Source organism: Enterobacter sp. Tr-810 (genome assembly GCF_011752765.1).
In the GTDB taxonomy this organism is placed as follows: domain Bacteria; phylum Pseudomonadota; class Gammaproteobacteria; order Enterobacterales; family Enterobacteriaceae; genus Enterobacter; species Enterobacter soli.
Genome location: NZ_VWWW01000002.1, coordinates 725,110 through 747,501, shown reverse-complemented (window position 1 = coordinate 747,501; position 22,392 = coordinate 725,110). Strand labels below are relative to the sequence as shown.

Here is a 22,392-nt window from a genome sequence, read left to right as displayed (position 1 = left end):
CAGATCTGTAACCCATGTGACCGGTTCATACACCGCGGCCCCCTTATCAATCCCCGCGGCCCGCCAGGAAATCGGTGCTTCGCACTGCGCTCACCTCCCGACCCTCTGCCTGCGGTCGGCTCAACTCGACATCCTGTCTCGATTCGCCTCTGGCCGCCATCCATGGCGTCCAGCCCTTGTCATCTGGTCTCCGGTTCGCCGATTTCTGCGGGACTCAACGTCCGTGCCCCTTTCCGGCCGCTGAGAAGACTGAGGGAGCGTGAGTCCGGCTGAAAATTGCCGAAGCGTTTCCTGTAGGCCGGGGCGAGGCGCATGGATGCGCCGAGAGGGCGCGACTTGCATGGACGCTGCATCGCGCCCGACCCGAAAGCCGAAAGGAAAAAGCTGAGGGTACCGCGAAGCGGCGATTTTCTTTGCCAGGGAGACGGGATTGTTAAGGGGGCGCGATAGCCCCCTTAACACGTTCACCGCAGCGGATTATGGTGGTAGCAGGAAAGTCTGAGTGAACGGAACAATGCCACTAAAATAACAGAGTGGCTTCATACCGCTGAACTGACTGGCATTATAACAAGGTTGTCGTTTTTAATGTTTTCTCCCTCTCCCCGTGGGAGAGGGCCGGGGTGAGGGCATCAGCGTGCGCCTTTCCCCCTCACCCTAACCCTCTCCCTCAAGGGAGAGGGGATGGAGCGTTAAAGCGTATGTTCTGTACGCGCAATAATATCGTCCTGCGCATCCGGCGACAGGGCGGTAAAGAACGCCGAGTAACCTGCGACACGCACCACCAGGTCGCGGTACTGGTCTGGGTGTTTCTTCGCTTCCATCAGCGTTTCGCGCGACACGATGTTGTACTGAATATGCCAGCCTTTATGCACCTCGAAGAAGGTACGCAGTAGTACCATCAGCTTCTGGCGGTCGCTATCGTTTTCCAGCGTTGCCGGGTTCAGCTTCTGGTTTAACAACACCCCGCCCAGAATCGCCTCGGTCGGCAGCTTGCCGACGGAACCAATCACTGCCGTTGGGCCAAGATGGTCAGTGCCGGACGCCGGGCTTGCGCCTTCCGCCAGTGGCGTATGCGCTTTACGGCCATCCGGGGTTGCCATCGTCGCAGCACCGAACGGTACGTTAGCCGAAATGGAAGATGTCCCGGCGTAATAGTTACCGCCAATTGGGCCGCGGCCGTAGCGCGGGTTGTGGTACTGCTTAAGTTCCGCAATATAGGTTTCATACGCGCGAGTTAACAGTAAATCGACGCTGTCATCGTCGTTACCGTATTTCGGCGCACCGTTGATCAGGCGCTGGCGCAACTGCTCGTGGGTTAGCCCTTCGTAATCGTCTGCAAGTGCTGCCGCCAGTAGCTGCTGGCCGATGACACCCTGCTCGAAGACCAGCTTTTTAACGGCTGACAGGCTGTTACCGAGGTTGGCAATACCCACCTGTAGACCGGAAACCCAATCGTACTTCGCGCCGCCTTGCTTAATGCTCTTCGCACGCTCGATACAGTCATCCACCAGGGCAGAGCAGAGAATATCGTGGACGTTCTCCTCAAGCATAGTGTCTACCACATACTCAATCTCGATGGATTTACGGGTGTAGTAACGGATCTGGGTATCCCAGGCCGCCATGACTTCGTCGAAGTTGTTGAAGTTACCGGCGGAAAGCGCTTTTTCCTGCGGCAGGAATACTTTACCGCTGGTGGCATCACGACCGCCTTCCAGCGCGGCCAGCATCACGCGCGCAAAGTTAATAAAGCTCATCCCGGTACAGCGATAGCCCCATTTGCCACCGACGGCGGTTTCGATACAGCCAATCGCCGCATAATCGTAGGCATCGTCTTTTTCAACGCCGAGTTTGATGAACTCCGGGATCACGATTTCATCGTTGTTAAAGGCCGGCATCCCGAAACCACAGCGGATCACCTGCACGCAGGCGTCGAGGAAATCGTTGCTCATCCCCGCATGGTAACGCACGCTCAGGTTTGGCTGGGTAGAGCGCAGACGGCCGCAGGATTCGAGAATGGCGTAAGAGAGCGGGTTCACCGCATCCATCGGCTCGCCGTTCACCAGTTTTTGACCGCCAATGGTGACGTTCTGGTACAGCGGGCTGCCCGCAGACGCTTTCGAGTGCGAGCCAGAGCGGATCTTGTTCACTTCCAGCAGCTTCAGCCAGCAGCTGTGCAGCAGTTCAATGGCATGTTCGCGATCGAGAGACTGGCTCAGTTCGACATCGCGGCGATAGTAAGGGTAGAGATACTGGTCCATACGGGCGAACGACACGGAGTGGCCGTTGGACTCAATTTGCAGGATAAGTTGGATGAAATAGCACAGTTGCAGTGCCTGCCAGAAGGTTTTTGGCGGTTCGTGGGCAATCACGTCACAGTTTTCAGCCATCGCCAGCAGTTCGTCACGGCGGCTTTCACGGGTTTCGGTTGAGGCCATTTCACGTGCCAGCGCGGCAAAACGTTCAATGTGCAGGCTGACCGCTTCCAGCACAATATCAATCGCTTTCAGGAACTGATCGCCGTGCAGATCGTCCAGCACGGTCAGGTTGATGCGGGAGCGGCGTTCGGCAACTTTGGCACGCATCCCGTCCAGGCCTTTCTCCAGCACCAGCGGGAAGTTCACGGCCAGGTGTGCGTCACCGGATGTCATATTGCCTTCTGCTTTGATGATGCCGGTTTCCAGCAAGCCTTTTTGCTCGTCGGTGAACATGCCGTAGCAGCGATCCTGCACCGTCTGTCCACGCCACCACGGGCAAATTTCATGCAGCACGCGTTTATTCTCTTCGCTTACCGCAAAACCTGCCCCTGGGCGATCTGCCAGGTCATCAATCTCTTTTTCAATCCAGGAAACGGTGTATTCCGGGAAGATGGGTGCCGCGCGGACTTCGCTTGCCTGGTTACCGATGATCAGCTCATCGTGTTTGATCCAGATGGTGCGTTGCGCCAGGTGATGCGCCAGCGCCAGCGCACGACGTACCGGGATCGGCTTGTCCATGTGCTGCTGATACATTTCGGTGTAGTGCTGTGCGCGCTCGGTACAGACCGGTGGCTTAACGATGTGCACCAGTGCCGTTTTGTGTGCCTTAATACGGTCGCTGAGGGTGTTGAGATTCAGGGTAGTCATAAGTTTATCCTCGTAAGGTCGCGGTTAACCCTTTCCGGCAGACATACTGTTGCGCGAAATCCAGCAGCGCAGGGTTATCCAGCGGTTTATCAGGGGCAGAGTAGGGTTGGCTGAGCAGGGTGTATTTGTTCATACCCAGCGTGTGATACGGCAGAAAATGAATATCGCGGACGTTCAGTTCATCGGCAGCGAAATTAGTGATCGCGGTGATGGAGGCCTCATCGGCGTTAAAACCCTGGATCAGCGGCACACGAATGGTGAGCTGTTTTCCGGTGGCTGCAAGACGCTTAAGGTTATCCAGCACGCGTTTGGCCGAGCCGTCCGTCCACCGTTTGAAGACCTCGCCATCGACGTGCTTCAGGTCAGCCAGGAACAGATCGACATAGGGTAATGATGGTTCAATGTAGTGCCACGGCACGTGAAGACAGGTTTCAACCGCGGTATGAATTCCCTGGTCGTGGCTGGCTTTAAATAAAGCGTGCGCCAGATCCGGGTTCATAAAGGGTTCGCCGCCAGAGAGCGTGATCCCGCCGCCGCTGCGGTCATAAAAGGGTTTATCGCGCAGCACGGTCGCCATAATCTCTTCGACCTGCTGCTCTTCACCGCAGACGGTGAGAGCCTGAGTGGGGCAGCAGTCGGTGAGGGCGTCCAGCGTTTGTTCGTTCAGTTTTTCACGATGGATGAGTAGGCCATTTAATGCCCGCTCAATATACCCCGGGGCAGCCTGCTGACACAGGTCGCAGCCGTCCAGGCACAGGCGAGCGTCAAACAGCACGTCCCGGATGCGGGAGCGACTTTCCGGGTTCTGACACCAACGGCAGCCCAGGGAGCAGCCTTTCAGGAACACCACGGTACGAATACCTGGGCCATCGTGGGTAGAATAACGCTGTATATTGAAGATCATTATTTCGCCTCTCATCTTGCATATGAAGATTAAATTACTTTCGAATGAAAGTTATCTTGATGCAGGTCAACTCTTGAGCGGGTTTTGCCGTGATAGGGTAAATGCAGGCTAATTTTGAGGGTTACATCATGGAACTTTATCTCGACACATCCGACGTTGCGGCAGTCAAAAAACTGGCCCGCATCTTCCCGCTGGCTGGTGTAACCACCAACCCGAGCATTGTTGCAGCAGGTAAAACACCGCTGGATGTGTTACTGCCCGAGTTGCACGACGCGCTGGGCGGCAAAGGTCGTCTGTTTGCACAGGTGATGGCGACCACCGCAGAAGGTATGGTGGAAGATGCGCGTAAGCTGCGCGCCATTATTAATGATCTGGTGGTGAAAGTGCCGGTGACGGCAGAAGGGCTGGCGGCAATCAAAATGCTTAAAGCGGAAGGTATTCCAACGCTTGGCACGGCGGTATATGGTGCTGCGCAGGGGATGCTGTCCGCGCTGGCGGGTGCTGAGTATGTCGCACCTTACGTTAACCGGGTGGATGCGCAGGGCGGTGACGGTATTCAGACCGTTGTGGAATTGCAGCAGTTGCTGTCGCTTCATGCTCCGCAGTCCAAAGTGCTGGCCGCCAGTTTCAAAACACCGCGTCAGGCCCTGGATTGCCTGCTGGCGGGCTGCGAGTCAATTACGCTGCCGCTGGATGTGGCGCAGCAGTTTATTACCTCACCGGCAGTGGATGCGGCGATTGTGAAGTTTGAGCAGGACTGGCAGGGAGCGTTTGGACGGACGTCTATCTGACGGGTGCGGCCTGATGCCCTCACCCCGACCCTCTCCCACAGGGAGAGGGAGCGAACACTAAAACGGCAACCTGAAGGTTGCTGTTTGCTTTAACCTCCGCAAACCTCACACCCCGGATTACGCATCAGCTTCATCTCACGGAACTGGCAGGTCATCGCGTCATACATCACGATTTTGCCTGCCGCGGGTGTGCCGTAACGGGTCAACACCTTGATCGCTTCCATCGCCTGCATAGAGCCAATCACCCCCACTAACGGAGCCATCACTCCCGCCTCAACACAGGTCAGCGCATTCTCACCAAACAAGCGGCTCAGGCAGCGGTAGCAGGGCTCGCCTTCGGCGTAAGTAAATACACTGATTTGCCCTTCCATACGGATTGCTGCCCCGGAAACTAGCGGCGTTTTATGGGCAAAACAGCCCGCATTGAGCTGATTACGAATCGTCACGTTATCGGTGCAGTCCAGCACCAGGTCATGCCGGGCGATTTGCGCGAACAGCGCGTCCTCATCCAGCATGGCGTTAATAAGGGTGAACTGAACGTTGGGATTGATGCGCGTCAGTGCCGTTTTTGCTGACTCGACTTTGGCTTCGCCGAGCGTGGCATCGCTGTGCAGCGTCTGGCGTTGCAGATTCGACAGCGACACGGTGTCAAAATCCAGCAGCGTCATGCTGCCGACACCTGCCGCAGCCAGGTACTGCGCGGCGGCACAGCCCAGGCCACCCAGCCCCACCACCAGCACACTGGCGGCTTTAAGTGCTTCCTGGCCGTCGAAGTCAAAACCGCGCAGCACAATCTGACGGTTATAGCGCAGCATCTCCTGATCGCTCAGTTCCACCGTCATGATTAGCCCCCGAACAGGTGGTTAAAGGTTTCCACCTCAACCCATTCGCCCGCTTCCACATGACCGCGTTCGCGCTCGAGCACGATAAAGCAGTTGCCCTGGCTGAAGGAGCTGAAAATATGCGAACCCTGATGCCCCGTGGTGCTCACTTCCAGCTCGCCATCGGCGTTACGCGCCAGAATACCGCGCTGGAAATCAAGACGACCCGGTGATTTCTTCAACCGGGTCGCCGCTCGCACGCGCAGGCGTTTCGGTAGCGGGCTGGCGGTATTGCCAGACAGTTTTGCCAGCAGCGGCTGCACCAGCTGATAGAAGGTCAGGGCGGCGGATACCGGGTTGCCCGGCAGGCCGCAGAACCAGCTGTGCTCCAGTTTGCCAAAGGCGAACGGTTTCCCGGGTTTAATAGCCAGTTTCCAGAAGCCAATTTCACCCAGCTCTTCAAGAATAGTTTTGGTGTAATCCGCTTCGCCAACAGACACACCGCCGGAACTTATCACCACATCAGCGCATTTATCCGCTTCAATAAAAGCGGCCCGCAGCTTTTCGGGATCGTCAGGAATAATGCCCAGGTTGACCACTTCACAGCCAAGCTGTTCCAGCATCAGGTGCACCGCCAGGCGGTTGGTGTCGTAAATCTGCCCCTCTTGCAGCGGCTGACCTGGCAGTTGCAGCTCATCACCGGTAGAGAAGACCGCAACGCGCACGCGACGGATAACGTCGATATCGGCGATACCCAGAGACGCCAGCACCGGCAGCTCTGCCACCGTCAGTTTTTGCCCGGCACTGAATACGGTCGCACCAAGCGTAATATCTTCACCCGTGCGACGGATGTTCTGGCCTGCCTTGACGCGGGCGGTAAAACGCACGCCGTCGTCGGTTTGTTCGGTTTCTTCCTGCATCACCACGGCATCGCAACCGGCTGGCGCTGGCGCGCCGGTCATGATCCGGATGCAGCTACCGGCAGGCCATTCACCGTTAAACGGCTGACCCGCAAAAGCTTTACCTGCCACCGGGAGCGCCAGACCCGTCTGGATATCCGCCAGGCGCACTGCGTAACCGTCCATCGCGGAGTTATCGAATCCCGGCACATTAAGCGGAGAAACGATATCGCGCGCCGCAATACGCCCGAAACAGCGTACTAAGGGCAGCGTTTCGTGGTCTTGCAGCGGGGAAATGCGGTCGAGCATCTGGGTCAGTGCCGTGTCGAGCGGCATCAGTCCGGCGGTAAAATCCATGGGTGGCTCCTGCGGAGTAACAACGAAAGCGCTCATTATGGCAGAAAAGTGCCACTAACTGTATGACCCGATGGGTGTACCCTTTACATCACCGTGGCGTCTTTCTATATTCAAAAATTATCTGAAGAATCAGCAACGATAATGATATTTATAGAAAAAGCCGCTGGTCAGGCGGATGGGTGATGCGAAATGGTTAATGCGGTAATCGCAATTCATGGCGGCGCTGGGGCAATCACCCGTGCGCAGCTCAGTCCCGAGCAGGAAAAGCGTTATATCGACGCGCTTTATAATATTGTGGAAACAGGGCAGCGAATGCTGGAAGCGGGCGAGAGCGCGCTGGATGTCGTGACCGAAGCCGTTCGTCTGCTGGAGGAGTGTCCACTGTTTAATGCCGGGATTGGTTCGGTGTTTACCCGTGACGAAACGCACGAGCTTGATGCCTGTGTGATGGACGGCATCACCCTTAAAGCCGGTGCGGTTGCCGGGGTAAGCCATCTGCGTAACCCTGTTCTGGCGGCGCGTCTGGTGATGGAAAACAGCCCTCATGTCCTGCTGACAGGCGCAGGGGCGGAACAATTTGCCGTTGCGCACGGGATGGAATCGGTCTCACCTGACCTGTTTTCGACTCCGGAACGCTATCAGCAGTTACTGGATGCCCGTTCAGAGGGTATCACGCAGCTTGACCATACCGCGCCGCTGGATGAGAACAGCAAAATGGGTACGGTGGGTGCGGTTGCGCTGGATAAAGCTGGCAACCTCGCTGCCGCAACGTCTACCGGCGGCATGACGAACAAGCTGCCAGGTCGGGTAGGCGACAGCCCACTGCCTGGCGCGGGATGCTATGCCAATAACGCCACGGCGGCGGTCTCCTGTACCGGAACCGGCGAGGTGTTTATTCGCGCGCTGGCCGCGTATGACATTACCGCGCTGATGGATTACGGCGGTTTGAGTCTGGCGGAAGCCTGTGAGCGTGTAGTAATGGAAAAACTCCCGGCGCTGGGCGGCGTGGGCGGGGTAATCGCTGTGGATCATGAGGGAAACGTGGCGTTGCCCTTTAACAGCGAAGGCATGTACCGCGCCTGGGGCTATGCCGGAGATGCGCCCAGTACGGGGATTTATCGTGAATAAGGGGGTTATGCGTGCCGCACAGTGAAAAGCTGGACAGCCGTGAGGTTCTGGCGGTTCAACAACTGAATATTGCGTTTCAGGAAGAGCGGCAGTTCATCCCCGCAGTAAAAAATCTGTCGTTTTCGCTTAATCGTGGCGAAACGCTGGCGATTGTTGGCGAGTCTGGTTCAGGTAAGTCGGTCACGGCGCTGTCATTAATGCGCTTGCTCGAACAGTCGGGTGGAAAGGTGGAGTGCGACACGATGCTGCTGCGTCGTCGCAATCGCCAGGTGATTGATTTAACCAAACTGAGTTCATCGCAAATGCAGGGGGTACGCGGCGCGGATATCGCGATGATTTTCCAGGAGCCGATGACCTCCCTGAATCCGGTTTTCCCGGTAGGTGAACAGATTGCAGAGTCTATCCGCCTGCATCAGGGCTTAAGCGGCGATGAAGCGCTGGCTGAAGCCAAACGGATGCTGGAGCAGGTGCGTATTCCTGAAGCGCAGGCCATTTTGTCGCGCTATCCGCATCAGCTTTCGGGCGGAATGCGCCAGCGCGTGATGATTGCGATGGCGCTGTCGTGCCGCCCGGCGGTGCTGATCGCCGACGAGCCGACCACCGCGCTGGATGTGACGATTCAGGCCCAGATCCTGCAACTGATTAAAGTGCTGCAACAGGAAATGGAGATGGGGGTGATTTTTATCACCCATGACATGGGCGTTGTGGCGGATGTTGCCGATCGTGTGCTGGTGATGCACCAGGGCATTGCCGTTGAAATGGGCAGTGTCGAGCAGATATTCCATGCCCCGGAACATCCCTATACCAAAGCATTACTGGCTGCTGTGCCGCGTCTGGGCGCAATGAACGGCAGCGCGTTACCGCGGCGTTTTCCGTTGATTTCACCGGGTGATAACGGGCAACAGGAAGCTGATACAGAACAGGACACGGTTGTGCCGGGTCAACCTGTGTTGCAGGTGCGTAATCTTGTGACCCGCTTCCCGTTGCGCAGTGGGCTGTTTAATCGCGTGAAGCGGGAAGTTCATGCCGTAGAGAACGTCAGTTTTGATCTCTGGCCGGGTGAAACGCTGGCGCTGGTTGGGGAGTCGGGTTGCGGTAAGTCTACCACCGGGCGGGCGCTACTGCGGCTGGTGGAGTCTCAGGAAGGGAGTATCACCTTTAACGGGGAACGTATTGATACCCTGCCTTCCAGCAAGCTCCAGCCGTTGCGTCGGGATATTCAGTTTATTTTCCAGGATCCCTACGCCTCGCTCGACCCGCGTCATACCGTTGGCTATTCAATAATGGAGCCGTTGCGGGTGCATAACCTGCTCGACGGTGAGGCGGCCCAGCGGCGGGTGGCCTGGTTACTGGAACGTGTTGGATTACTGCCTGAACACGCCTGGCGGTATCCGCATGAGTTTTCCGGTGGTCAGCGACAGCGAATCTGTATTGCACGCGCGCTGGCGCTGAATCCGAAAGTGGTGATTGCCGATGAGTCGGTGTCGGCGCTGGATGTCTCTATTCGCGCGCAAATCATTAACTTATTGCTCGATTTACAGCGGGATATGGGCATCGCGTTTTTGTTTATCTCGCACGATATGGCCGTTGTTGAGCGCATCAGCCATCGGGTCGCGGTGATGTTACAGGGGCAGATTGTTGAGATTGGCCCCCGTCAGGCGGTATTTGAAAACCCGCAGCATCCCTATACCCGTAAGCTGATGGCGGCTGTACCGGTTGCTGATCCTGCCCATCGCCACGCCCAGCGCGTGCTGTTGCAGGATGAGATGCCGGGTAATATTCGTAAACCGGGCGAATCGGTGGAGCGCGTGACGCTTCGCGAAGTCAGTCCAGGTCATTTTGTGGCACCTCCGCGTCAGGACAATGCATTCTCGCGGTTATAACTTACAACAGGCAGGAGAACACAATGGTTAAATTTGTTGCTCGTACATGGCTGTTAGCCGCGAGCGTGACGGCAGCCCTGGCCGCAGCCCCCGCGTTCGCTGCCAAAGATGTGGTTGTTGCGGTCGGCTCCAATTTCACGACCCTGGACCCATATGACGCCAACGATACCTTGTCGCAGGCGGTTGCCAAATCCTTCTATCAAGGCCTTTTTGGCCTCGATAAAGAGATGAAGCTGAAAAACGTGCTGGCCGAAAACTACACCGTATCGGACAACGGGCTGGTATATACCATTAAGCTTAAAAGCGGCGTGAAGTTCCAGGATGGCACCGATTTCAATGCTGAAGCCGTCAAAGTTAACCTCGATCGCGCCAGCAACCCGGAAAATAGCCTCAAACGCTATAACCTGTTTAAAACTATCGCCAGCACTGAGGTCGTTGATCCTTCAACGGTGAAAATCACCCTGAAAGAGCCGTTCTCCGCGTTTATCAACATTCTGGCGCATCCGGCAACGGCGATGATCTCCCCGGCTGCGCTGAAAAAATACGGCAAAGAGATTGGCTTCCATCCTGTGGGTACCGGGCCGTATGAACTGGTCACCTGGAATCAGACCGATTTTGTGAAGGTGAAAAAATTCGACGGTTACTGGCAGAAGGGATTACCGAAGCTCGACACCATCACCTGGCGTCCTGTGGTTGATAACAATACCCGTGCAGCGATGCTGCAAACGGGCGAAGCGCAGTTTGCCTTCCCAATCCCTTACGAGCAGGCGGCAATCCTTGCGAAAAACAGCAAGCTTGAGCTGGTGGCCAGCCCGTCTATCATGCAGCGCTACATCAGCATGAACGTCACGCAAAAACCGTTTGATAACCCGAAAGTGCGTGAAGCCATTAACTACGCGATTAACCGCCAGGCGCTGGTGAAAGTGGCGTTTGCCGGTTATGCAACCCCTGCAACCGGCGTGCTACCGCCAGCCATTGCTTATTCGCAAAGCTACCAGCCGTGGCCGTACGATCCGGCCAAAGCGCGCGAGCTGCTGAAAGAAGCGGGTTATCCGAATGGCTTTAGCACTACGCTGTGGTCGTCACATAATCACAGTACTGCGCAAAAAGTGTTGCAGTTCACCCAGCAGCAGCTGGCGCAGGTGGGGATCAAAGCGCAGGTCACGGCGATGGATGCCGGGCAGCGCGCCGCCGAAGTGGAAGGTAAAGGGCAGAAAGAGAGTGGCGTGAGAATGTTCTACACCGGCTGGACGGCTTCGACCGGCGAAGCAGACTGGGCGCTATCGCCGCTGTTTGCCTCACAGAACTGGCCGCCGACGCTGTTTAACACCGCGTTCTACAGTAATCCGCAGGTGGACAAAGACCTGGCGGATGCCCTGAAAACCACAAAACCAGAAGAGAAGGCTCGTCTCTATAAAGATGCGCAGGACGTTATCTGGAAAGAGTCTCCGTGGGTACCGCTGGTGGTGGAAAAGCTGGTTTCGGCGCATAACAAAGCGCTGACCGGGTTCTACATCATGCCGGATACGGGCTTTAGTTTTGATGACGCTGATTTGAAATAAAATACTCATTCCCGCAGGCGACGGCCTGTGGGATGAGAGGGAAAGGCATGTTGAATTATGTATTTAAACGCCTGCTGGGGCTTATCCCGACGCTGCTGATTGTGGCGGTGCTGGTGTTTTTGTTCGTCCATATGCTGCCGGGCGATCCGGCGCGGTTAATCGCAGGGCCAGAAGCGGATGCGTCAGTGATTGAGCTGGTGCGTAAACAGCTGGGGCTCGATCAGCCGTTGTATAAGCAGTTCCTGCATTATATCGGTAACGTGTTGCAGGGCGATTTTGGCATGTCGATGGTGTCGCGCCGTCCGGTATCGGAAGAGATTGCCAGCCGCTTTATGCCGACATTCTGGCTCACTATCGCCAGCATGACCTGGGCTGTGCTGTTTGGCCTGGTGGCCGGGATTGTCGCGGCTGTGTGGCGCAACCGCTGGCCGGATAAGCTGGGTATGGCGCTGGCCGTGACGGGGATCTCCTTCCCGGCGTTTGCCCTCGGGATGCTGCTGATGCAGGTCTTCTCCGTTGAGCTTGGCTGGCTGCCGACCGTTGGGGCGGATACCTGGAAACACTACATTCTGCCTTCGCTCACGCTGGGGGCTGCCGTGGCTGCGGTGATGGCGCGGTTTACGCGCGCGTCGTTCGTCGATGTGCTAAGTGAAGACTATATCCGCACCGCGCGGGCGAAAGGGGTGAGCGAGAAGTGGGTCATCCTCAAGCATGGTTTTCGTAATGCGATGATCCCGGTGGTCACGATGATGGGGCTTCAGTTCGGCTTTTTGCTGGGTGGCTCGATTGTGGTGGAAAAGGTATTCAACTGGCCAGGGCTTGGGCGCTTGCTGGTTGATTCCGTCGACATGCGCGATTACCCGGTTATTCAGGCAGAAGTGCTGCTGTTTTCGCTGGAGTTTATTCTTATCAACTTAGTGGTGGATGTGCTCTACGCCGCCATTAACCCGGCTATCAGGTATAAGTAAGATGCGATTGTTGAACTGGCGTCGTCAGGCCGTTTTGAACGCCATGCCGGGGTTAAAGCCGGACCATATCAGAACCCCGTGGCTGGAGTTCTGGCGGCGATTTCGCCGCCAGCCAGTGGCCATGACGGCAGGATTGTTTGTGTTGCTGCTGATTGTGGTGGCGATCCTCGCCCCGTGGATAGCTCCCTTTGATGCGGAAAACTACTTTGATTACGACCGCCTGAATGACGGGCCGTCGATGCTGCACTGGTTTGGCGTGGATTCGCTCGGCCGCGATATTTTTAGCCGCGTGCTGGTGGGAGCGCGTATCTCCCTGGCGGCCGGGGTGTTTGCTGTATTGATAGGCGCAGTGATAGGCACAGTGCTCGGTCTGCTGGCGGGTTACTACGAAGGCTGGTGGGACAGAATCATCATGCGTGTTTGCGATGTGCTATTCGCGTTTCCTGGCATCCTGCTGGCCATCGCCGTCGTGGCGATTATGGGGAGCGGTATGGCGAACGTGATTATCGCTGTCGCGGTCTTCTCTATACCCGCGTTTGCTCGCCTGGTTCGCGGAAATACGCTGGTGCTTAAGCAGCAAACCTTTATCGAGTCGGCGCGCAGTATGGGGGCCAGCGATACCACCATTCTGTTCAGCCATATTTTGCCGGGTACGGTGTCATCCATCGTGGTCTATTTCACGATGCGTATTGGCGTGTCGATTATCTCTGCGGCGAGCCTCTCGTTTTTGGGGTTAGGGGCACAGCCACCAACACCGGAGTGGGGGGCAATGCTCAACGAGGCAAGGGCGGATATGGTGATAGCGCCGCATGTGGCGATTTTCCCAAGTCTGGCGATTTTCCTGACGGTGCTGGCGTTTAACCTGCTGGGTGATGGGTTGCGCGATGCGCTGGATCCGCGGATTAAAGGGTAGTGTAGTGAAATGTGCCGGGTGGCGGCTAAGCCTTACCCGGCCTACAAAAGAGGAGTCGGGAGATTAAACCCGGCTACCCCACAGATCATACTCGTCCGCGTTTTCGACTTTCACACGCACGATATCACCCGGTTTCACGTTGGTTTCACCGTTCAGGTATACCGCGCCGTCGATTTCCGGGGCGTCTGCCATGCTGCGGCCGATAGCACCTTCTTCGTCAACTTCATCGATAATGACCAGAACTTCGCGACCCACTTTTTCCTGCAAGCGTTCAGCAGAGATCTGCTGTTGCAGCTGCATAAAGCGGTTCCAGCGCTCTTCTTTCACTTCTTCCGGCACCTGATCGGCCAGTTCGTTCGCCGTTGCGCCTTCTACCGGGCTGTATTTGAAGCAGCCTACGCGGTCCAGACGCGCTTCTTTCAGGAAGTCGAGCAGCATCTGGAAATCTTCTTCCGTCTCACCCGGGAAGCCAACGATAAACGTTGAACGCAGAGTCAGGTCCGGGCAAATTTCGCGCCACTGTTTGATGCGCGCCAGCTGGCGATCAACAGAGCCTGGGCGTTTCATCAGCTTAAGGATACGCGGGCTTGCGTGCTGCAGCGGGATATCCAGGTATGGCAGGATCTTGCCTTCAGCCATCAGTGGGATCACATCGTCAACGTGCGGGTAAGGGTAGACGTAGTGCAGACGCGTCCAGATCCCCAGTTTAGAAAGCTGTTCGCACAGGCCAACCATGCTGGTTTTCACCGGCTCGCCATTGTGGAAGCCGGAACGGTGCTTCACGTCAACGCCGTAAGCAGAGGTATCCTGAGAGATCACCAGCAGCTCTTTCACGCCAGCATCGGCCAGACGCTTGGCTTCCGCCAGCACTTCGCCAATTGGGCGGCTCACCAGGTCACCACGCATAGACGGGATGATGCAGAAGGTGCAGCGATGGTTGCAGCCTTCAGAAATTTTCAGGTACGCATAGTGGCGCGGAGTCAGCTTTACACCCTGCTCTGGCACCAGGCTCAGGAACGGGTTGTGCTTTGGTTTTGGCACATAGTGGTGCACGTGCTCCAGCACTTGCTCGTAGCTGTGAGGACCGGTGATCTCCAGTACTTTCGGGTGCACTTCGCGGATTTGATCCACTTTGGCGCCCAGACAGCCGGTCACGATCACTTTGCCGTTTTCAGTCAGGGCTTCACCGATGGCTTCCAGAGACTCCTGAACCGCGCTGTCGATAAAACCACAGGTGTTTACGATCACCATATCGGCGTTGTCGTAGCTTGGCACCACGTCATAGCCTTCGGTGCGAAGTTCGGTCAGGATACGTTCAGAATCCACCAGGTTTTTCGGGCAGCCCAGGGAGACGAAGCCGATTTTCGGCTGGTGCGTAACATTGCTCATAGGTTAAAAATTCATCAATTATGGAGTTATCAGGGCGGGATTTTACAGCGTTCCGCGGGGGATTTATACACTCTTTGCAAGCGGGATGCGTCGGTCAAAAGTTGTAACATTGTAAATGATGTTAATCAGTTATGTTTTATTGATCTGAGGCAGTAAATTGTACAAAAAATGTACTTATCCTGAAGGTGCACAAAGGCTGACAGAGGAGGAAATAGCATGTCCGTTGACAGACTGAAACGCGATCTGCTGAACAAGCTGATCAACGCCCGAATCGATCTTGCGGCATACCTGCAACTGAGGAAGGCGAAAGGGTATATGTCAGTCAGCGAAAGCGAACATCTGCGTGATAATTTCTTTGAACTTTGCAACTTCATGCGTGAAAAAGCACCTATCCTGAAAGCGGAGTACGCTGAAAGTGAGCTGTTGGCTCTGCGTCGTGCCGCCGAGGTGCTCTCCATCGCAGGGGTATGTCTGATGACCGGACACCATGACTGCCCAACGTTTATTGCCGTCAACGCGGAGAAGCTCGAACACTGCCTGACTACGATCTCTCTTTGCATCATGTGCCTGAACGAGCACGCCCAGCTCGAACAGCACTAAGCCCTGGGGGAGGCAACTCCCCCATCTGATTAAGCTTTTGTAAAAGTGATAACGCGCGCGGGTTGAGTAGCTAACCTTTATGCCATCTGCTGATAAAGGAGCGCGTTATGCATCGATCCTCGCTGATTTTCCTGCCTGCATTGTTATTTCCCGTTTCTCTGCTTGCCGCACCCGATGTGGTGAAGGTCGAAGTGTTGCAAAACAAGCTCGATCATCCCTGGTCGCTGGCATTTTTACCCGACAACAATGGCCTGCTGGTGACCTTACGCGGTGGGCAGCTCAGACACTGGCAGGCGGGGAAAGGGCTTTCCGATCCGATTATTGGCGTCCCTAAGGTGTGGGCGAGTGGGCAAGGTGGCTTGCTGGATGTGGTGCTGGCACCTGATTTCGCGCAATCGCGGCGGGTCTGGCTAAGCTATGCCGAGGTTGGCCACGACGGGAAAGCCGGTACCGCGGTGGGGTATGGCCGCCTGAGCGATGATGTATCGCGGATTGAAGGGTTCCAGGTGGTATTCCGTCAGATGCCAAAACTCTCGACGGGGAATCACTTCGGTGGACGGCTGGTGTTCGACGGCAAAGGGTATCTGTTTATCGGCTTAGGGGAAAATAACCAGCGCCCGACCGCGCAGGAACTGGACAAGCTTCAGGGGAAAGTGGTGCGTCTGACGCAGGACGGGAAAGTCCCGCCAGATAACCCATTTGTGAATACCCCCGGTGCGCGGCCTGAAATCTGGTCTTACGGCATTCGTAATCCGCAAGGTATGGCGATGAACCCCTGGAGCAACACGCTGTGGCTTAATGAACATGGCCCGCGCGGCGGAGATGAAATCAATATCCCGGAAAAAGGGAAAAACTACGGCTGGCCGCTGGCGACATACGGTATCAACTACAGCGGCCTGAAGATCCCGGAATCACAAGGCGAACAGGTTAAAGGCACCGAGCCACCGTTGTTTTACTGGAAAGTTTCTCCCGCCGTGAGTGGGATGGCATTCTACAACAGCGATGTATACCCGCAGTGGAAGAACAAGCTGTTTATTGGTGCGTTAAAGGAAAAGGCGGTGATTGTGCTGAGCGTTAAAGGCAATAGCGTGACCGAGGATGGTCGCATTCTGGAGGACAGAGGGCAGCGTATTCGCGATGTCCGCGTGGGGCCAGACGGGGCGCTGTATGTTCTGACGGACGAATCGGACGGGCAACTGCTGAAAGTCAGCCCGTCCGGGGGATAATCAGGTGACTGGCGTCATGACTGCATGTTGGTAGGCCGGGCGTTCGCTGAGCTGTTTGATCCAGCGTTCAAGGTGAGGACGTGGCGTCCACTTCAGCCCCATGTTGGTCAGATTCCAGACAAAGGGTGCAACGGCAATATCGCCCACGCCGAACGCGTCACCCGAGAACCATTTATGTTTCGCCAGTTCATCGTCCATTAACGCAAACAGCGTTTCACAGGCGTCCTGCGCGGCGTGAATGGCCGGGTAATCTCGTTCTGCTTCCGGGGTTCTGATAAGCCCCATCAGGATAACCCGGTGAGTTGGAGAGAGCGTCTGGTTTGCCCAGTCCATCCATTTTTCACCCTGGGCGCGTTTTGCCGGGCTTTCCACCCACAGGCGGCTCTGACCGTACTGGGCGGCAAGGTAACGCACGATGGTATTGGATTCCCAGAGCGTAAGGTCCGTTTCATCATCACGCAGCAGTGGCACCAGGCCGTTCGGGTTCATGGCCAGGTATTCGGCCTCTTTGTTCACCCCATACTGCAAACCCGCCATAATCTGCTTAAACGGTAAATCCAGCTCTTCCAGCGTCCAGAGGACTTTCTTAACGTTGGTTGAGTTGTTCCTGCCCCACAGCGTAATCATATTAACTCCCGAAATGGTCAAACAACCTTGAGATGTGAATCAGAGCCAGCAATTCGACATGGTGAGATAAACCTAACAATTACGCAACAGAAGACAAAAAAATCGCGCTGATCAAAGCGTATCTGGATGTTATTGCATAAACTTTAAAAACTTTACCTGGTTTAGGTTTCTTTAACAGATTTAGTGCGCTATTACTCATCGCTTCTTGCGACACGGTGATGTGACGTAATTTTTTGAATGGACACTCGGGTGGCATTTATGACGCAAAAAACTTCTTCTCTGCGCAGCCTGGCGGCAGGCTCTGCGCTTCTTTTTCTTTTTGCACCGACACTCTACGCAGCTGAACAGGCGGCTCCTGAAGCCCCGCCGGTTGATGCGCGTGCCTGGATCTTAATGGATTACGCCAGCGGTAAAGTGCTGGCGGAAGGCAACGCCGACGAGCAGCTTGACCCTGCCAGTCTGACCAAAATAATGACCAGCTACGTGGTTGGCCAGGCGTTAAAGGCGGGCAAGATCAAACTGGAAGATATGGTCACCATCGGGAAAGATGCCTGGGCGACTGGTAACCCGGCGCTGCGTGGCTCTTCGGTGATGTTCCTGAAGCCTGGCGATCAGGTTTCAGTCTCAGATTTAAACAAAGGGGTGATTATTCAGTCAGGTAACGATGCCTGTATAGCCCTGGCAGATTATGTTGCGGGCAGTCAGGACTCCTTCATCGGCCTTATGAATGGCTATGCCCAGAAGCTCGGACTGAGCAATACCACCTTTAAAACCGTGCACGGCCTTGATGCGCCGGGCCAGTTCAGTACTGCGCGTGACATGGCGTTGTTAGGGAAAGCGCTTATCCACGACGTGCCGGACGAATACGCCATCCACAAAGAAAAAGAGTTCACCTTCAATAAGATCCGTCAGCCGAACCGTAACCGCCTGCTGTGGAGCAGCAACGTGAACGTTGATGGTATGAAGACCGGGACAACGGCTGGCGCGGGTTACAACCTTGTTGCTTCTGCGACTCAGGGCGATATGCGCCTGATTTCAGTGGTGCTGGGTACCAAAACCGACCGTATTCGCTTTAACGAATCGGAAAAACTGCTGACCTGGGGCTTCCGTTTCTTCGAAACCGTCACGCCGATTAAGCCTGATGCTACCTTCATTAGCCAGCGCGTCTGGTTTGGTGACAAGAGCGAGGTCAATCTGGGCGCAGGCGAAGGTGGCTCGGTAACCATTCCACGTGGTCAGCTGAAAAACCTGAAAGCCAGCTATACCCTGACTGACAGCCAGCTCACTGCACCGTTGAAAAAAGGCCAGGTGGTCGGGACGATTGATTTCCAGCTTAATGGCAAATCGATTGAACAGCGTCCGCTGATAGTGATGGAAGAGGTAGAAGAGGGGGGGTTCTTTAGCCGGATGTGGGACTTTGTGATGATGAAATTCCACGGCTGGTTTGGTAGCTGGTTCTGATTTTTTTTGCCGGGTGGCGGCGTCGCCTTACCCGGCCTACACTGTTAGCCCTTTCGCTGTGGGAGAGGGCTAATACATCAACTTAATCTGCTGTGCTTTCGCGTGGGCGACCAGCTCATCATCCGGGCGACAATCGCTCGCTATCGCGTCAAAGCGTGCCAGCTCGCCCATTCGTGCGGAACGAACCTTGCCAAACTTACTGTGATCAACCACCAGGACATGATACTGCGCCGCGTTTAACGCCCAGTGCTTCACCGGTAACTCTTCCAGGTTAAAACAGGTTGCCCCCTGCTGCACATTGACCCCGGCCGCGGAATAAAAGGCGATATCCGGGCACAGGTTGCTGAGCGTGTCCTGGAGATTAAGCGGCTTGAAGATAGCGTTGCTGGCATGGAACTCACCGCCGCAGAGAATCACCCGGCACTCGGGTTTTTCCTGCAAGGCAAGGAAGGTGTTCAGCGAATAGCAAACGGCAGTAAAAGGCAGGCTGCTGTCGATGGCTTCGATTATCCACGGGGTTGTCGTCCCGCAATCAAAGAATAATGTCTGATGCGGCTGTACCAGAGAGGCGGCCTGCCGCGCGGCTTTGCGTTTTTCTTCAACCAGACGCGTTTTCTGGTCGCTTATCAGATAATGGCTGGCGCTGCGGGGCTCAAGAACAATATACCCACCCAGCAGCACGACGGGCGCGCTGTCGCTGTTCAGGTCACGACGAATGGTCATCTCAGAAACGCCAAGCAGGTTTGCGGCTTCTTTGAGATGCAGCTTATCACTGCGCTTCAGCGCCTGAAGCAGCTGAGCAATACGGTCATCGCGACGTGTTTCCATAGTTCCTCGGGGTAAAAAAGTGAGCCCCCGCATGGCGGGGGCTCAAGTGTAACCTGTTGGACTGGGGTTAGTCACGCACCCAGCCCTTGCGGATTGGGATGGCAAAGAGCGTGCGATAAAGAAGCGACAGCCCGTTGTAAAGTGCCTGACCAAACAGACTCCACAGGATCGCCGCGCTCACGCAGCCAATCAATCCGACGAGGAAACCACCCACCATATCCAGCGGCCAGTGCACGCCAAGATAGATGCGCGACCAGGCGATAGCCACGGCAACAACCATCAGCAGTGCGCCAGACCAGACGCGGTGCCAGAACAGGAACGCCAGCGCAAAGGTAAAGATCACCGTCCCGTGATCGCTCGGGAAGGAGTCATCCGGCGCATGGTGCAGGAAGGTATAACCCACATGATCAACAAAAGGACGATCGTGAGGAAAAATATGCCCCAGCACAAAGCTTGCCAGCACGCTCACCGCAAGTGCCATGGCAACTTTAATCACCAGCTGGCGCTGGGAGTTGACCTGGCTGCGCGGCCCCCACAGCCAAAGGATCGCAGCAAGCAGAGGAACAATGCTAATCAGATCCTTTGCAAAAAAAGTGGCGATATCGATAGACCACTCCGGGGAAGCCGGTGTGGCGTTGATCAGATAAAACAGCCCATAATTCAGATGTTCTAACATAGTGTCGTTACTCTTTAGCAAACCGGGTGGAAACAAGCCCGTAGACCACCACCTGAGAAAACCAGACCCACCACCCAGCCCACAGGTTGTGAGAGAAGAAATGCGCCCCGCGCATGACCTGGCCGTAACCCATTGCCAGGCCTAACACAACGCCCAGCACAACGAAGCTCCATGCCAGACGAGGGCGCTCGCGCCAGAAGGCAAAAAACAGGCCCATCACCATAAAGCCGCTGGAGGCATGTCCACCCGGGAAGCAGCGACCGGGGCCACTGTCTGCCGGGGCAGCGCTGAACAGGGGATAAGAGACAGCCTTCCCGCCATATTCCACCAGATCCCACGGGCAACTGTGATGGCTTACGCTTTTCAGCACGCCAACAACCAGCGCACCCAGCCCCATCAACAGCGCGGCGGTCACCAACCTTGCGTTACGCTTGTATGCACCGTAAAACAATGCCACCGCGCCTAAAGCAATGGCGATGTACTTCGCCAGCCGGTGATTTAATAAATCCAGCAGCGGGTTTTGCTGCAATGGGAAGCGTTGAGCTGCGGCGTCATACCAAAAGCCTGTTATCCATCTGTCGAGCGTTTCATCGCGAGATAGCCAGGTAAACAAAACGGCAAGGACTATCAGCACGAAAAGCTGATAACAATAAAAGCGGCCCGGCAAACGGTAAAGTCGTTTTGTCTTATTTGTCGGTAACTTAGATAATTCTGAACGGCTGGAGGTTTGTGCCATAATTAAGGTCAGTGACGTGAAATGTGGTTATCATATTAGTGTCAACTTAAGGAAACCTTAAACAACGACGATATACTCGCGCTACTCCAGGTTGCCTGTGCCTCGCTGCCTTTATGCAATCTGAATTATTCAGGATCCAGGTGCTTTATTTCTGTTTCTCCTCGATAAATGACTATCTCAGGAAGCAGCATTTCATTACACTCACCGCGATTTTTTCATCATAAAGAGACTGCATGTTAAACCGTTCTTCTTCCGGTAATCGTCTGGGACGTCAGGCGTTACTTTTTCCTCTGTGTCTGGTGCTCTACGAATTCTCAACCTACATCGGCAACGATATGATCCAGCCGGGCATGTTGGCTGTTGTCGAACAGTACAACGCAGGTATTGAGTGGGTACCGACCTCTATGACCGCCTATCTGGCTGGCGGCATGTTTTTACAGTGGCTGTTAGGCCCACTGTCAGATCGTATTGGCCGTCGTCCGGTGATGCTGACGGGCGTGGTGTGGTTTATCGTGACCTGTCTTGCCACGCTGCTGGCGCAAAACATTGAGCAATTTACGCTGCTGCGTTTCCTGCAAGGGGTGAGCCTGTGCTTTATCGGCGCGGTGGGCTATGCGGCGATTCAGGAATCCTTTGAAGAAGCGGTGTGTATCAAAATTACCGCGCTGATGGCGAACGTTGCGCTGATTGCCCCCTTGCTTGGGCCGCTGGTGGGGGCTGCATGGGTGCATGTAGCGCCGTGGGAGGGGATGTTTATTCTCTTTGCAGCGCTTGCGGCTATCTCCTTCTTTGGCCTGCATCGGGCGATGCCGGAAACCGCCACCCGGTTGGGTGAAAAGCTGTCCCTTAAAGATCTGGGGCGCGATTACAAAGAAGTGCTGAAAAACATCCGTTTTGTGGCGGGCGCGCTGGCAACGGGCTTTGTCAGCCTGCCATTGCTGGCGTGGATTGCGCAGTCACCGGTCATTATCATCAGCGGCGAGCAGCTCAGCAGCTATGAGTACGGCCTGCTCCAGGTGCCGATTTTTGGTGCTCTGATTATTGGTAACCTGGTGCTGGCGCGTCTGACTTCGCGTCGTACCGTGCGTTCGTTGATAATCATGGGTGGCTGGCCGATTGCTGCCGGGCTGATTGTGGCGGCGGTGGCTACCGTGGCGTCATCACACGCTTACCTGTGGATGACCGCGGGGCTGAGTCTGTATGCCTTTGGCATCGGTCTGGCAAACGCCGGGCTGGTGCGCCTGACGCTGTTCGCCAGCGACATGAGTAAAGGTACAGTGTCTGCCGCGATGGGCATGTTACAGATGCTGATTTTTACCGTCGGTATCGAGGTGAGCAAACACGCTTACGCGTTGGGTGGCAATGGGTTGTTCAGCCTGTTTAACCTGGCCAATGGCGTGTTGTGGGTTGGCCTGATGGTGGTGTTCCTGAAGGATAAACGTGTCGGGAATGCGTTGCAGCCGTAATCTGTTAGTTCCCTCTCCCGGCGGGAGAGGGAACG

General features: G+C 55.6%; 19 protein-coding genes. 10 read left to right on the top strand and 9 right to left on the bottom strand.

The window, feature by feature from the left end; all coding sequences use genetic code 11:
- Positions 1–689: 689 nt before the first annotated feature.
- Entirely contained in the window at positions 690–3,122 is a 2,433-nt protein-coding gene (locus F3J30_RS10085) for a formate C-acetyltransferase/glycerol dehydratase family glycyl radical enzyme (RefSeq protein ID WP_166717136.1), read from the bottom strand.
- A 4-nt stretch (positions 3,123–3,126) separates the two neighbouring features.
- Positions 3,127–4,026 (bottom strand): glycyl-radical enzyme activating protein, encoded by a 900-nt coding sequence (locus F3J30_RS10080; protein WP_166717135.1) that lies wholly within the window; start codon positions 4,024–4,026, stop codon positions 3,127–3,129.
- A 128-nt stretch (positions 4,027–4,154) separates the two neighbouring features.
- Between F3J30_RS10080 and fsa the strand changes: the two genes are divergently transcribed.
- Complete coding sequence (fsa, locus tag F3J30_RS10075; RefSeq protein WP_014069481.1) at positions 4,155–4,817, top strand: fructose-6-phosphate aldolase; 663 nt, start codon at positions 4,155–4,157, stop codon at positions 4,815–4,817.
- Between the two features lie 89 nt (positions 4,818–4,906).
- Here the strand turns inward: fsa and moeB are convergent, their stop codons facing one another.
- Both moeB and moeA read right to left on the bottom strand, forming a co-directional pair.
- On the bottom strand, positions 4,907–5,659 hold the full coding sequence (gene moeB / locus F3J30_RS10070; RefSeq protein ID WP_166717134.1) for a molybdopterin-synthase adenylyltransferase MoeB: 753 nt from the start codon (positions 5,657–5,659) through the stop codon (positions 4,907–4,909).
- Between the two features lie 2 nt (positions 5,660–5,661).
- On the bottom strand, positions 5,662–6,894 hold the full coding sequence (gene moeA, locus F3J30_RS10065; protein ID WP_166717133.1) for a molybdopterin molybdotransferase MoeA: 1,233 nt from the start codon (positions 6,892–6,894) through the stop codon (positions 5,662–5,664).
- 189 nt (positions 6,895–7,083) lie between these two features.
- Here moeA and iaaA point away from each other — a divergent pair, with 189 nt between their 5' ends.
- Genes iaaA through gsiD form a run of 5 tightly spaced genes read left to right on the top strand, consistent with a single transcriptional unit; the run spans position 7,084 to position 13,348 of the window.
- Positions 7,084–8,022, top strand: coding sequence for a beta-aspartyl-peptidase (gene iaaA / locus F3J30_RS10060; RefSeq protein WP_166717132.1), 939 nt, complete (start codon positions 7,084–7,086; stop codon positions 8,020–8,022).
- An 11-nt stretch (positions 8,023–8,033) separates the two neighbouring features.
- Positions 8,034–9,905: a glutathione ABC transporter ATP-binding protein GsiA gene (gene gsiA, locus F3J30_RS10055; RefSeq protein WP_166717131.1), complete on the top strand. Its 1,872-nt coding sequence runs from the start codon at positions 8,034–8,036 to the stop codon at positions 9,903–9,905.
- Positions 9,906–9,928: 23 nt separating this feature from the next.
- On the top strand, positions 9,929–11,467 hold the full coding sequence (gene gsiB, locus F3J30_RS10050) for a glutathione ABC transporter substrate-binding protein GsiB (RefSeq protein ID WP_166717130.1): 1,539 nt from the start codon (positions 9,929–9,931) through the stop codon (positions 11,465–11,467).
- 47 nt (positions 11,468–11,514) lie between these two features.
- A complete protein-coding gene (gene gsiC / locus F3J30_RS10045) occupies positions 11,515–12,435 on the top strand; it encodes a glutathione ABC transporter permease GsiC (protein ID WP_014069487.1) in 921 nt (306 codons plus the stop codon).
- Between the two features lies 1 nt (position 12,436).
- Complete coding sequence (gsiD, locus tag F3J30_RS10040; RefSeq protein WP_166717129.1) at positions 12,437–13,348, top strand: glutathione ABC transporter permease GsiD; 912 nt, start codon at positions 12,437–12,439, stop codon at positions 13,346–13,348.
- Positions 13,349–13,411: 63 nt separating this feature from the next.
- Here the strand turns inward: gsiD and rimO are convergent, their stop codons facing one another.
- Entirely contained in the window at positions 13,412–14,737 is a 1,326-nt protein-coding gene (gene rimO / locus F3J30_RS10035) for a 30S ribosomal protein S12 methylthiotransferase RimO (protein ID WP_014069489.1), read from the bottom strand.
- A 216-nt stretch (positions 14,738–14,953) separates the two neighbouring features.
- On the opposite strand from rimO, the gene bssR reads away from it, so the two are divergent.
- The gene (bssR, locus tag F3J30_RS10030) at positions 14,954–15,337 is read left to right on the top strand and encodes a biofilm formation regulator BssR (RefSeq protein ID WP_014069490.1); all 384 of its coding nucleotides are present in this window, start codon (positions 14,954–14,956) and stop codon (positions 15,335–15,337) included.
- A 107-nt stretch (positions 15,338–15,444) separates the two neighbouring features.
- The gene (locus F3J30_RS10025; RefSeq protein ID WP_166717128.1) at positions 15,445–16,563 is read left to right on the top strand and encodes a PQQ-dependent sugar dehydrogenase; all 1,119 of its coding nucleotides are present in this window, start codon (positions 15,445–15,447) and stop codon (positions 16,561–16,563) included.
- Here the strand turns inward: F3J30_RS10025 and F3J30_RS10020 are convergent, their stop codons facing one another.
- Positions 16,564–17,190: a glutathione S-transferase family protein gene (locus F3J30_RS10020; protein WP_014069492.1), complete on the bottom strand. Its 627-nt coding sequence runs from the start codon at positions 17,188–17,190 to the stop codon at positions 16,564–16,566.
- 258 nt (positions 17,191–17,448) lie between these two features.
- Here F3J30_RS10020 and dacC point away from each other — a divergent pair, with 258 nt between their 5' ends.
- Positions 17,449–18,651 carry a serine-type D-Ala-D-Ala carboxypeptidase gene (gene dacC, locus F3J30_RS10015; RefSeq protein ID WP_166717127.1) on the top strand — a complete coding sequence of 401 codons (1,203 nt, stop codon included), beginning with the start codon at positions 17,449–17,451 and terminating at the stop codon, positions 18,649–18,651.
- Positions 18,652–18,720: 69 nt separating this feature from the next.
- On the opposite strand, the gene deoR is transcribed toward dacC, so the two are convergent.
- From deoR to F3J30_RS10000, 3 genes are all read right to left on the bottom strand, one after another.
- Positions 18,721–19,479 carry a DNA-binding transcriptional repressor DeoR gene (deoR, locus tag F3J30_RS10010; protein ID WP_014069494.1) on the bottom strand — a complete coding sequence of 253 codons (759 nt, stop codon included), beginning with the start codon at positions 19,477–19,479 and terminating at the stop codon, positions 18,721–18,723.
- A gap of 67 nt (positions 19,480–19,546) precedes the next feature.
- On the bottom strand, positions 19,547–20,155 hold the full coding sequence (gene ybjG, locus F3J30_RS10005) for an undecaprenyl-diphosphate phosphatase (RefSeq protein ID WP_166717126.1): 609 nt from the start codon (positions 20,153–20,155) through the stop codon (positions 19,547–19,549).
- 7 nt (positions 20,156–20,162) lie between these two features.
- Complete coding sequence (locus tag F3J30_RS10000) at positions 20,163–20,891, bottom strand: phosphatase PAP2 family protein (protein WP_166717125.1); 729 nt, start codon at positions 20,889–20,891, stop codon at positions 20,163–20,165.
- A gap of 233 nt (positions 20,892–21,124) precedes the next feature.
- Between F3J30_RS10000 and F3J30_RS09995 the strand changes: the two genes are divergently transcribed.
- A complete protein-coding gene (locus F3J30_RS09995) occupies positions 21,125–22,357 on the top strand; it encodes an MFS transporter (RefSeq protein ID WP_014069497.1) in 1,233 nt (410 codons plus the stop codon).
- The last annotated feature ends 35 nt before the right edge of the window (positions 22,358–22,392 follow it).